We start from the raw sequence: 11,949 nt of genomic DNA, 5'->3' as shown, positions 1-11,949 counted from the left end.
CGAACCTCAGCCACCCCACTTGGCGCCTTCGGCCGCGTCGCGGGCGCTCATCGACATGGTGTTCGTCTCGTGGGTGGCGGCCATCGCGCGGTAGGCCCGCACGAGCTCCTCGAGGCTGGTGTTCCATTGCGCCTGCCACGCCTGGTAGGTCATGCCGGTATCGCCCTGCCACGCGCTCGCCAGCGCCGCCTGCTCGGCGGCGATGTCGGCACCGACGCCGTGCATCGCACCGGCATAGCCGGCCATCTCGCCCGCGTGCCCGAGCATCGCCGGGTAGTTGTACATGATCTGCGACATCAGGTTCTCCTCTGGTCAGTCGGGAAGTTCAGATCTCAGATGGCGGTGTAGGTGCTGGCCGCTGCGGCGTCCTCGGCAACGTAAGTGCCTGCGGCGTCGCCGAGGTTGATCTGCGCGATGTCGAGCAGCGAGTTGATCTTGGCGGACACCTCGATGAAACGAGCGTGCGCAGCCTGGAACGCAGCGGACGATTCGCCCATGTGGAAGGCCTGCGCCGACTGCGCCGCCTGCTCGGCCTGGGCCATGGTGCTGCGCATCAGCGCAGCCTTGGCGGCGAACGCGGCCTCCGACGAGACCAGCTGCGGGATGTGAGCGTCCAACATGCTCATGGCTTTTCCTTTCGATTGTTAGCTCTGTCGTGGGCGGAGTCGGTCGAACAGTCTGCTCAGTTGCGCGTTCCCCCCTCTTGGTCCCAGTCGCCAGGCAACATGGGTTCTGTGGGACCGCCGCCGAACGAGTCGCCGGAGAGCTCAGTGAGCCCGGTGGCCTGCTCCGTCTCCGACTTCGTTGCGGCACCGGTGAAACCGACTGTCCCAGCGCCGCGTTCGGACGCGCGCATGCGCGAGCGCGGTTCCGGCGGCGTGTCCTCGGCTTCGGGTTCGTAATCCATGAACGCGTCGGCGTACTGGCGCTGGTGGATCGGCCGCGCACGCTTGCGGCGGGCCTTGCGTTTTGCCAGCGACGACGCCGCCGCGGCGGCCGCGGCAGATGCCGCGATGTCGGAGGCGGGCGCCTTGGCTCCGATACCGTCCCGGAACGTCGGGGAGACACCGCCGTCCGGGCCTGCACCGGGAATCACGTACGGCAGCGCCGCGCCGACACCCGGTGCCGGCGCGGCGCCCGCGGGCGCGGACCCGGCGCTGACCGACGGTGACGGCGCGGCAGTTCCAGTGGGCACAGTCGGTGCCACCGATGTCATCGGCGGCAGGCTCTCCGCCCGCGCGACCGGAACACGTGCGGGGGCCGGCGCGGGCGCGGGGGCAGGCGCGGGCGCGGGAACCGCTTGTGGCGGGTTCAGATACTGGTAGATGAGCCCGATCATGATCGGGAGGAATATCGGAGCGGCGAAGATCATCGACCAGGTGGTCCATCCGAGCGGCTGGGTGATCGCCTGGTATGCGATGAACAAGAGCAGCACCCCCGACGACGGATTGCCGAGCCACCCGAGGAAGTTGTTCAGGAAGTCGCTCAGGAAGTCGAAGATGGCGCGAAAGAAGTTGCGCACGAAGTTCAGGATCGACTCGAAAAAGTCCTCGAAGAACTTGACGATCTGCTGCAGCAGATCCGAGATGGAGTCCGCGACGTTCAGCGCCGCACCGGAATCGGCGGCCGTCACCATCGCTGCGGACTGCTGCGCGTCCGCTGCCGCCGAACCCGCTTCTCCGACACCGGGAGTCAGCAGGAACGGCGCGGGTATGGTCGTCGGCGCGGCGGCCACCGCGGCGCCGGACACCGCCTGATACGTACTCATGGTCGTGGCGGCCTGAATCCACATCCGCACGTAGTCGGCCTCGTTCAAAGCGATGGGAATCGTGTTGATCCCCAGGAAGTTCGTGCCGACCAGTATCCCGTGTACGGCATGGTTGAGCGCCAGCTCGGCCAGCGTCGGCATCGTCGCGAGCGCCACGCTGTAGGCGGCGGCCGCCGTCTCGTGCTGGACGGCGGTCGCCGTGCTGTTGGCACTCGCCTGCGCCAGCCAGGCCAGGTACGGGGTGTGTGCGGCGACATACTGCTCGGCGCTGGGGCCCTCCCAGGCGCCGCCCTGAACCCCGCCCAGCACGCCGGTCAACTCCGCTGCGGCCGAGGCATATTCGGCCGCCAACGACTGCCAAGCCCCCGCGGCTGCCAGCAGCGGACCCGGACCAGGGCCTGCGCTGAGCATCGCCGAATGCACCTCCGGCGGGAGAGCCATCCAGATGGGGGCGGTCATGTTCAGCTACCGAGCGGCCCGTGGGCCGCCAAATAAGACACAGCAGCCATCGCGTCACCGCTGAGATAGCTGGCACCGGACTCGCCGACTCCGACGCCAGAACGTCCGAGTTCCTCGACGCCGAGTGCGGCCATCGTGTTGTGCTGCACGCCGCGCGCGCTCATCCCCGCCGCGGTCTGCAGCGACACGGCATCGGCGGCCGGCGGCAGGACGGCGGTGATCAGGGGCGCGGCCGCGGCGTGAGCGGCGGCGAGTCGGGCGGTCAGTGCCTCGACCGCGGCGCTCGCCGCGACAAGACCCTCGGGAACTACGCTCAGAGTCATCAGTTGAACTCCCTTCCTCTGTTTCCGTTAATTCCGGTGCTGCCTGTACTGCCTTGGACGGTGTCCGCGAGCGGATTGACGATCTGCAGGAACGTCGGAGCATCGCCGTCGTCGAGCAACATGGCGCGACCTGCGGGCAACCTACGGAACCGGTGGCCCCTGATCTTGCCGCTGTCCTGCGGGTTACCGGACAACATGACGATGGCGGCTTGTAGCTCGTTCAGACGCCGCAGCAGCGGCGCGGTCATCAACGCGTGCGCCGATCCCGTCGCTCGCGCAGTGACAATGACGCGCAGCCCCAGCTCGCTCGCCTGCGACAGCAACCCGATGATGCCGGTCCACGGACGCTGGCCGACGAACGGCCCGCTGACCGCGGGAGCGTCCGGGATCTGGTCCACGTCGTCGACGATCAGGTAATGGGTGTGGCCATCGGCACCTGACTGGTAGGACCACCTGCTCAACTCTTGCGGGCTCAGCCCCGCCGGCGGTCGACGCTTTTCCAAGAGTGCCGAGAGCCCCAGCATGGCGGGCGTGATCCGATCGATGTTCGGGGTGTACTCGTTGTCGGGGAACAACGGTTCCTCGACGAGGTGCAGACGGCGGTCGACCACCGTGAACGCCACGCGGTCCGGCGTCGAGTTCTCGCGGATCGTGCGAATCACATGGCGCAGCAACGTCGTCTTGCCCGATTTGGAGTCACCGAACACCATGAGCAACGGATTGTCCGAGAAGCTCAATGACACCGCGGCCAGATCCTCCTCGCGCTGGCCCACGACCACCCGCTCCGGTGCCGGATACAGCGGCGCCACCGCGGCCGGGGCCAGCTCCAGCGGCAGCAGCCGCACCGGCGGCGCCGCGACACCCGGATACCGCGCATTGATGACCGCGATATCGCGCAGCGAGGGCTCCGCGACGAGGAAGTGCTCGGCCGCCATCGTCAGGCCGCGGCCCGGCTGGTCGGCGGGCACGGCTTCGGCGGGCCTGCGCAGCGCACCGGTGATCCGCACATTGCTGTCACGCGCATCCGCGAGCTTGAGCTCTAGCCGCAGCCCGAGCCCGTCGCGCATCGCCAACGGCACCTCGAGCCAGTTCGGCGTGGTGATGACGACGTGGATGCCGTAGGACATACCCGTATTGACCAGCTCGGTGACTTTGGCCAGCAACGGGTTTCGGGTGTTGAACGTGTCGGTGTTGTCACGGCTGAACGCGTACAGGTTGTCGATGACCAGAAATACTTCGCCGTACTCGTCGCGTTCCCGGCCGTTGCCTACGTGACCGCGAGCCTGGCGGGCCCGCAGCAGCTGTTCGAGTTCACCGAACGTGCGCCGGATGCGTTCGGGTTCCAATGGCGACGCGACACTGCCGACGTGGGCGAGGTCCTCCAGCTCGCGCAGCTGACCGCCGCCGTAGTCCAGGCAATAGAACGTGACGTCGCGGGGCGAGTGCAGCGCGGCGGCCGACAGGATGAACGTCTGCAGCGCCGTCGTCTTGCCCGACCTCGGTCCGCCGTGAATCAGCACGTTGGCGGCGGCCGACGTCGCGTCGAAGATCAGCGGATCACGCCGCATCGCGAACGGTCGGTCGATTTCGCCCAGCGGCCAGCGCCATTCACGCTCGGACACGTCCGCACGGGCGAGCAGCTCGTCCAGCGGTATCGGCTCGTCCAGCGGGGGCAGCCACAACCGCGGCGCCTTTGGGCCGTAGTGCGAGAGCTGGTCGCCGATAGTGGCGACGAGCTTGCGCGGCGGACGGTCCTCGTGCGCCGCTGGTTCGACGACCGTCACCGTGTCCGCGGGCGCCTCTACGTGGCCGGCGGTGAACAGCTGCGGTGCCGGAAGCGATTGCACGACAACTGACTTCTCGACCCGGGGCGGATCGTAGATGCCGTCGACATAGGTGCTGCGGAACTTGACCGGCATGGCGCCGGGCGTCGGCACCAGGTAACCCTCACCCTTGTGGTCCGGCCCCGCCTCGATGTGGAACGCGTCCTCGACGCCGATGATCTGGCGGCTGACGGCGGGGCTCGCCACCTTCAGCCCGATGCGGTACGAGGTGTTCTTGTCGATGTCCTTGATCCGGCCGACGTCGAGGGTCTGCGATGCGAACAGGATGTGGATGCGGAACGAACGGCCCTTGCGCGCAACGTAGTCGAAGAGATCGGCGTACTCGGGATGGTCGGACAGCATCAGCGAGAACTCGTCGGCGACGACGAGCAGCGTCGGCATCGGCGGCAGATCGTAGGACCCGTCCGTCGACGAAGAACGGAAAGCCTCGTACTCGAGAACCGAGCTGAAGGCACTGCCCTGCACCCGCCGGCCTGCTTCCATCAGCAACTGTTCGCGGCGCGCCACCTCACCGCGCAGCGTGTCGGCGAACCGGTCGGCCAGCGAACGCTTCTCGGCCATGTTGGAGATGACGGCGACGACCTGTGGGAAGTCACGGAAGATGTCCGCTCCGGCCTCGCCCTTGAAGTCGGCATAGATGACGATCAGCCGGTCCGCGGAGTGAGTGGTCAGCAGCGACAACAGGATCGACATCAGCGTCTGCGACTTACCGGAGCCGGTCATTCCGATCATCAGACCGTGAGGGCCCATGCCCCCCTCTGCTTCGTCCTTGAGATCGAACTCCAGCGGATCGCCGGTGGACGTGACACCGATGGGCACCCGCAGCTCGTCGGCACGCGCGCGGGGCGCCCACAGACTCGCCACGTCCAGCGCCGCGGCGTCCGAAATCCCGAGCAGCGTCGAGAACGTCGCCACCCCGGCATTGCTCGTACGCGCGTGGCTGGGATTGGAATCCCAGCGGGACAGCCGTCGCGCGACGTGGCGGGCCTCAGCGACATCGAGATGATCGGCCGCATCGACATACGGTGCCCAGCCGCCGGATTGCCACCGCTCGAGCCTCCCGTCCACGACGCGCAGGATGGGCCGTTCGGGGTCGGGGTACTGCTCGCGGTGCGGAGGTTCGGCGATGCGCTGCACCAACGTCACACCGGACAACCCGCCGCGCGGCACCAGGATGTTCGGATCGGCTGTGCTGTTCTCCGGATCGTCGACGACGATCAGCAGGTGCTTGACACTGGAATCCGCGTCGGAGCCGAACGGTGCGCGGTCGTCGAGCACCGGGTCTAGCAGCGACCGCAGTTGTGTAACGTCGTCACAGAGATAGCGCGCAGGGCCCGCACCGTCCGATGACCCCGGTATGTCATTGTGCGGCAACCACTTCAGCCACGACCAGTCGTCGCTCTCGACGTCCGGAGACGCCAGGGCGACACCGAGGACGGCGGGGTCGTGCCAGGTGACCGCCTGCATGAGCCACGCCCGCAACGCACCACGAACCTCGTCGGGCTCGCCCAGCACGGAGATCCGCGAGACCTTGGCCAAATCGATCGCCGCGGGAACTGCACGCACCGTGCGCTGCACGTCGAGCAGTCCGCGCAACGTGGTGTGCGAGACCGGTTCGAGGTCGACCTCGTCGGCGCTGTCCTTGACCCGCAGCGCGGCGCCCAGCGGTGCATCGTGCAAACCCGTTCGCACCACGAGGAAGTCGCTGTCGTGCGGGTCGCGCTCCCACTGGCGGCGGGTGCCAGGCACCTCGGCGAGCAACCTGGGATCCGGATGCGACCACTCGAGGGCGGCACGCTGTTCGGCCGCGTGCGCGCGCACGTTGTCACGGACCACCGACAGGTACCGCAGGTAGTCGGCGCGCTCGGCGTCCACCTCTTCGGTGCGCATCTTGTTGTCGGTGCCGCGGTATAGCGCTGTCGCGGCCAGCAGCAGGACGAACGGGAAGAACAGCGTTGTCGGCGAGATCAGCCGCATACCGGTGGCGACCAGCGCGACGATCATGCCGATGATGAGAATGACGATCAGATAGGGCAGCACCCGCCGCAACAACGACGGCGGCACCATCCGGGGTAGTTCCGGTGGCGGTTCGATCGTGATGGTGCCCTTGCGCAACGTCGGTGGCGCAATCCTGCGACGCGCTTCGAAGATGAGCCGACTCACGATGGGGTCTCCCTCACGACTGCGGGGCGGGGGTCGGCTGCGAGCCCGTCGTGGGCCAACAGGGCGTCGGCACGCGACAACGTCGGGCCCTCCGCGAACTGGCTCAGCATCGACCACGGAATGGGTAGCGGCGGCGGGGTCAGTCCGAGCGCCGCGATCGTCTTCTGGTCACTCTCGGTGTCGAGGCCGTACCGCACGCCGGTGTCGCTGAGCCAGAAGATCGCCCCTCCGACCGGCTGCGTCGACGTCCCTCCGCCGTCCTGGCCAACGGTCTGCACCAGGAAGCCTGAGCCCGGTGTCAGCACGACGCGGTCCGCCGTGGTACCCGATCCGGCTCCGACCAGTGCGACGGTGCGCAGTTCGTCGGCCACCGGAAGCGTTACGCCGGAACGCAGCTGAAGCGTTCCCCCGGTCGCATCCGCGGGCCGTGTCCACTGGGCGCACGTCAGCGGTGCGTCGGTGGCGTCGACGATCGTGACCGGCTCGCTCGGATACGCGTCGTTGTCGATACCGCTCGCCACCGGCGCCTTGGCGATGTCGTCGGCGCCCAGTCGTGGCGGCTGGTTGAGTCCGAACGAGTTCGTGTTGCGCAGGATCGCGGCGACCACCGGCGAAACCGGTTGCAGCCCTTGGCGAAGCACCGCGTAGTGCTGTAGTGCATTGTCGGCTCCGAACGATGTGACGACCGCACCGACCGGTGCCGGCGTCGGCAGCGTATAGCTCGTCGGCTCACCCGCACCCTCGATGACGGGCGCACTCAGCGCGGGAGCCTCCGGAATTGCGTTGAACAGTCCCGGAGCGACGGTGCGACTGGCGGGCGCGTCCGAACCCAGACCCAGCGCACCGGTGACCGCGCGATCGTTCAGGTCGATCGTGCTGCGACGGCCGCCCCACAGCAGCCATGTGCCCGCCTTGGGTCCGGACTCGTTGGAGACCAGAATGACCTCGTTCTTGGGCAGCACCGCGGCGCGTTCGCCGCCGTCGGCCAGCGGGGCGGCGATCAGCGTAACGCCGGTCGCCGGTCCGGAAGCTCCGTCGCAGACCGTCCAGTCCGCGTCGCCGGTCGTGTTCTGCACCATGCGTTCTGGCGCACCGGGGATGCCGATCAGGTTGCCGCGCGCGAACTGGTCGATCTCGCTGGTCTTCACCGTGGTCGGGTTGTCGGGTCGGCCCGCGATCAGGCGCGCGGAGGTCAGGTTCAGCACCGGGTGCAACTGGTCACCGAGGCGGACGTAAAGCGCCGACGTGGTGCGGTCCGCCAGGATCGCGTCGTTGCCCGCCACGCCGCCGGGCCTGATGAGCGAGAAGATGAAGCAGCCGGCGAGACCGGTGATCAGCACGAGTGCGCCGACGAGGACTGCGCGCGACTGGGTGCGCAGCGGATCGACGAGCATCCGGGTGTCGTGCAGTGCGACACCGGATGCGATGCGCCGCATGATGAATCGCCAGCCCGAGACCTGATGACGGGTGACGAATCCGCGCCGGTAAGCGACCCGGTCGGGGTTCTCGTTGACCGGGGTTCGAGAGGTGAACTCGCGGCGGTCGCCACCCCCGTCCTGGCCGCTCATTCGGACACCGACAGTCCGAGGCCGCGCAGCAGCGGGACGGCAGATCTCGTGACGTCCTGGTCGGTGATGGTCATCAGCTGGTCATCGGTGAAATCGTCTGTCTGGGAATGGTCGAGGCGGAATTCCCGCTCCTCTTCCGAACGCTCAACGAGGTTGCGGACGAACCGGCCGTTACCGGCGATGTCGAGGTTGCGTCGCTCGACTCCGTTGGCGTCGGGGGTGGTGACGGAGGCGAGCTGGCCGAACAGCATCTCCATGTGTTGTAGCGCCGCCGGCTCGAAGACGCTGTCTCGCTTCTCGGCCATGCGCATCGCGATCTCCACCAGTTCATGCGGCGAATACGACGGGAAGTCGATGCTGCGGGTGAACCGCGAACGCAGACCCTCGTTGGTGTCGAGGAACGCGTCGAGGTCCTTGCGGTATCCCGCGACGATCACGACCAGCCGCTCGCGGTCGTTCTCCATACGGGCCAGCAGGGTGTCGATGGCGACGAGACCGAAGTCGTTCTTCGCGCCGGTCGACACCAGCGCGTACGCCTCGTCGAGGAACAGCACGCCGTCCAGTGCGCTGTCGATGACGCCGTTGGTCTTCGCCTCGGTTTCGCCGATGTGCTGGCCGATCAGGTCGGCGCGGTGCACCTCGCGCACGGTTTCCTTCTTGAGAATTCCCAGCCCGCAATAGATCTTGGCGACGACGCGCGCAATCGTCGTCTTGCCGGTGCCCGGAGGTCCCGCGAAAACCAGGTGGTTGGTGCGGTTGGCCACGGTCAGCCCGCGCTCCTGACGACGGATCGCCATGGCGACCGAGCTCTTCAGCCGGGCCACCTGGTACTTGACCTCTTCGAGGCCGATGAAATCGGCGAGCTCCGCCTCGGCCTCGATCAGCAGGTGGGCCTTGCGCTCCTTCGCGCCGGGATCAACGAAATCTGTTTCGGAGGGCTCGGTTTCGGGATCCCACGGATCGGTCCGGGCCTCGATCCTGGCTGCCGTCGTCGGCACGATGCCGTACGAGGTATCCGAGATCGCCATCTCGACTTCTTCGTTCTCGGGGTTGGCGGCGTAGAGCTCGGCGAGCACGTCGGCGGCGTCGAGGTCCTCGCCCTGCGCGCGCAGAGACAGCGCCCTGGCCAGTGCGCCGTCGACGGCCGCGACCGCGACGGGCCCGGAGGGGTCCTCGAGGTAGGACAGCGCCGGCGCGAACATGCCCAACCTCGCGAGCGACGTGCCCAGGGCGATACGCACGGCGTGTGCGTATCGCTCGTCCAACTTCGCGTCGTTGACGACGGGGGTGAGCAGGCGCACCACGTCCGACCATCGCTCGGTCCGGTAATACATCGCAACCCGCACCCACCGTGCCTCGAGCCAACTCGGCCGTCGGGCGATCAGGGGGTCGACGAGTTTGTCCGCCGCCGCATAGTCGCCGGCGTCGCACAGGGTTACCGCGTACGCCAGCGCGAAATCGTCGGGCGTCGAGGCCGCGAATTGGAGGTAGAGACCGGTGTCGTAGTCGAAAACCAGATCGCCGTCGGCGAGGTCGACCTCGCGCTGCAGCACACCAGCGGACTTCACCGTCCGCCACACGGCTTCGATGACCAGCGCGCTGGTATCGCCGGCGGCGGCCAAACCCGTCCACGCGTCACACTGCTCACGAGCGATTCGCGTGAGTTCGGCAAACCCGGAGCGAGCCGCCGAGAGATCCGGCGGGCGTCGCCGATCGTGGACGGACAAGCCCAGCGCCCGGCAACACGTCGCAAAACGACTCACGACGTCGCTGTCGACGCGGGACGTCGCAGCAAAATCCGTTGATAGAGGCACGCGCGCTTGTCTCCCCGTAAGTTATGCCAGGCTAACCTTCGTGAAGTTAGCATTGCATAACTTAACTGTCGAGACTCACGGTGTGGGTTACGACGTGACTGCACTCACCCCTTGATCGCGCTTACCAGACTGATCGTGCTGGTTATGGTGCCGGCGTCGGAGTCGAGCGCGGGGACCGGACGGCCGTGGGCCCGTAGATAATCCGGAAGCGGTGTGGCATCGGCGCGCCAACCCCTGGCCCCGAACCACTGGGCCGCCGGCTCGTGCTGCTCGTTGTATATGAGCTCGAAGAACGGACCGCCGTGCGCCGAGCCTCCCCCCGCCCGCTCTTCCTCTTGTTTGGCGACGAACGCGTCGGCATCCATCGGCACGGACTCCTCCACCGCGACGTGGCTGCCCGGCGCCGAGAGCGCGTCGATGCCGGCGAACAGCTGAACCTGCGCGGTCGCGGGCAGATAAATCAGCAGGCCCTCGGCAATCCAGGCCGACGGCGACGTGGGGTCGAAACCGTGATCGAGCAGTGCCCGTGGCCAGTCATCACGCAGGTCGACGGCGACTTCACGGCGCTGGGCGCTGGGCCGCACGCCAGCCAGGGCACCGCGCTTGAAGTCGAGAACCTGCGGCTGATCCAGTTCGTATACGACGGTCTCGGCGGGCCAGTCCAACCGAAATGCACGCGAGTCCAGACCGGCTGCGAGCAAGACGATCTGGCGTACTCCCGCGGTGGCGGCCCTGCTGAAGTAGCTGTCGAAGTATCGCGTCCGCACGCCTTGGAAGTTCACGAAGCCGACGCCGAACTCGGATCTCAGCGGGTGCTCGGGCGCCCCGCCGTCGAGCAACTCGGACCACTGGCCGCCCACGGCACGACAGAACACCTCGGCGAACGGGTCGACGGCGACGGGGTCGGGTTTCTGCGCCTCCAGTGCTCGCGCCGCGGCGACGAACAAGGCCGTCGAGCCGACACTCGTCGTGATGTCCCAGGTGTCGTTATCGGTACGCATGCAGCCGTTGTACGCGGCCAATCTGACAACCTGCTTACAGCCCAGGTGGCTGCCCGCTAGGTCAGGGGTCGGCCGGTCCGGATCCGCCAGTCGAGATCGCGCAGCATCCAGTTGAACGGGAAGCGCCGAATGAACCGCGGCATCACCTTGTTCACGGTGCCGATGCCCGTCATCACCCGATTGAACCTGCGTTGCTTGCTCGCGTCCCACGGCAGCCGCATCTCGTCGCGGAACCGTTGCGGCAGAAAGCCTGTGGTCATGAACAAGTTGACCGCGTCCAGCCGCTTCTGCAACGGCCGCGGCAACGTGGCCTTCCCGAGACGCCCGGCCGCGATGGGCCACAGATACTCATGAACGGCGTCGTCGATGTGGATCCGTTCCAGTGACTGCTGCCAGTACTCGTCGAAAGCCTTGCGATCGGCAGGCCACATCTCCGCGGGCACCTGCAACGTCGTACCGAGTGCCATGCCTTCGCGATAGTGGCGGTCCGCGGTTTCGTCATCCATCTCGCCGACGAAGATGCGATGGACGTCGACGAAACCCTTGTACAGACATGCCGCCACCCACATCTGCAGGTCCTTGTCGAAGGCGTTGTATTGCACCGGGTCGCCAGGCTTCGAGTACACCTGTGCGTGGGACTTGTTCACCGCGCGGCGATACAGCTTCTTCTGCTCGTCGGTGCCCGAGAGCGCGACCGCGAGATAGGTGAAGGTCGTCCTGGCCCGCTTGATGGGATGACGGTCGGCGCGTCCGCTCTCGACCCGGCTGTCCTTGACCCCGTACCCGACACCGGGGCGGGCCAACTCCATGATCACGTTGGCGCCTCCGGACAGCAGACCGATGAACGCGGCGTCATCCGCTGCGCCCATCCACCTCGGCGGCTTCTTACCGCCGGGAAGCACCGGGTCGTTGAGCGGACGCTCGACGTGATCGATCGGAACAGTGACCGTCATTGGCCGCCACCTATCGGTAAAGTGAGAACGCGTGTTTCCTGATATTGCCTGCGAAT

At 67.2% G+C, this 11,949-nt stretch carries 9 protein-coding genes; all 9 read right to left on the bottom strand.

Features of this window, described 5'->3' with window-relative positions:
• Positions 1 to 6: 6 nt before the first annotated feature.
• Positions 7 to 297 (bottom strand): WXG100 family type VII secretion target, encoded by a 291-nt coding sequence (locus M1248_RS28550; protein ID WP_163733816.1) that lies wholly within the window; start codon positions 295 to 297, stop codon positions 7 to 9.
• 35 nt (positions 298 to 332) lie between these two features.
• The gene (locus tag M1248_RS28545; RefSeq protein ID WP_083129361.1) at positions 333 to 626 is read right to left on the bottom strand and encodes a type VII secretion protein EsxS; all 294 of its coding nucleotides are present in this window, start codon (positions 624 to 626) and stop codon (positions 333 to 335) included.
• Positions 627 to 682: 56 nt separating this feature from the next.
• The gene (locus M1248_RS28540) at positions 683 to 2,227 is read right to left on the bottom strand and encodes a PPE family protein (RefSeq protein ID WP_163733813.1); all 1,545 of its coding nucleotides are present in this window, start codon (positions 2,225 to 2,227) and stop codon (positions 683 to 685) included.
• A 2-nt stretch (positions 2,228 to 2,229) separates the two neighbouring features.
• Positions 2,230 to 2,550, bottom strand: a complete 321-nt coding sequence (locus M1248_RS28535) for a PE family protein (protein WP_317150437.1) — start codon at positions 2,548 to 2,550, stop codon at positions 2,230 to 2,232.
• Positions 2,550 to 6,557: a type VII secretion protein EccCa gene (gene eccCa / locus M1248_RS28530; protein WP_317150436.1), complete on the bottom strand. Its 4,008-nt coding sequence runs from the start codon at positions 6,555 to 6,557 to the stop codon at positions 2,550 to 2,552. The genes M1248_RS28535 and eccCa overlap by 1 nt, the downstream gene beginning before the upstream one ends.
• Positions 6,554 to 8,125: a type VII secretion protein EccB gene (eccB, locus tag M1248_RS28525; RefSeq protein ID WP_317150435.1), complete on the bottom strand. Its 1,572-nt coding sequence runs from the start codon at positions 8,123 to 8,125 to the stop codon at positions 6,554 to 6,556. Before eccB ends, eccCa begins: the two co-directional genes overlap by 4 nt.
• Positions 8,122 to 9,939: a type VII secretion AAA-ATPase EccA gene (eccA, locus tag M1248_RS28520; RefSeq protein ID WP_317150434.1), complete on the bottom strand. Its 1,818-nt coding sequence runs from the start codon at positions 9,937 to 9,939 to the stop codon at positions 8,122 to 8,124. Before eccA ends, eccB begins: the two co-directional genes overlap by 4 nt.
• Before the next feature lie 104 nt (positions 9,940 to 10,043).
• Positions 10,044 to 10,940, bottom strand: coding sequence for a class I SAM-dependent methyltransferase (locus tag M1248_RS28515; protein ID WP_317150433.1), 897 nt, complete (start codon positions 10,938 to 10,940; stop codon positions 10,044 to 10,046).
• A gap of 56 nt (positions 10,941 to 10,996) precedes the next feature.
• Positions 10,997 to 11,893, bottom strand: coding sequence for an oxygenase MpaB family protein (locus M1248_RS28510; RefSeq protein ID WP_163733796.1), 897 nt, complete (start codon positions 11,891 to 11,893; stop codon positions 10,997 to 10,999).
• Between the last annotated feature and the right edge of the window lie 56 nt (positions 11,894 to 11,949).

Source organism: Mycobacterium sp. 29Ha (assembly GCF_032883055.1).
Lineage (GTDB): Bacteria > Actinomycetota > Actinomycetes > Mycobacteriales > Mycobacteriaceae > Mycobacterium > Mycobacterium gallinarum.
Note: the sequence above shows the minus strand (reverse complement) of the source record. Positions and strands in the feature narration are given on the sequence as shown.

Bases quoted from the DNA above. Each gene is read 5' to 3' on its own strand.
- M1248_RS28515 (WP_317150433.1), bottom strand. From the start codon at position 10,940: ATGCGTACCGATAACGACACCTGGGACATCACGACGAGTGTCGGCTCG.
- M1248_RS28545 (WP_083129361.1), bottom strand. From the start codon at position 626: ATGAGCATGTTGGACGCTCACATCCCGCAGCTGGTCTCGTCGGAGGCC.
- M1248_RS28550 (WP_163733816.1), bottom strand. From the start codon at position 297: ATGTCGCAGATCATGTACAACTACCCGGCGATGCTCGGGCACGCGGGC.
- eccB (WP_317150435.1), bottom strand. From the start codon at position 8,125: ATGAGCGGCCAGGACGGGGGTGGCGACCGCCGCGAGTTCACCTCTCGA.
- M1248_RS28510 (WP_163733796.1), bottom strand. From the start codon at position 11,893: ATGACGGTCACTGTTCCGATCGATCACGTCGAGCGTCCGCTCAACGAC.
- M1248_RS28540 (WP_163733813.1), bottom strand. From the start codon at position 2,227: ATGACCGCCCCCATCTGGATGGCTCTCCCGCCGGAGGTGCATTCGGCG.
- M1248_RS28535 (WP_317150437.1), bottom strand. From the start codon at position 2,550: ATGACTCTGAGCGTAGTTCCCGAGGGTCTTGTCGCGGCGAGCGCCGCG.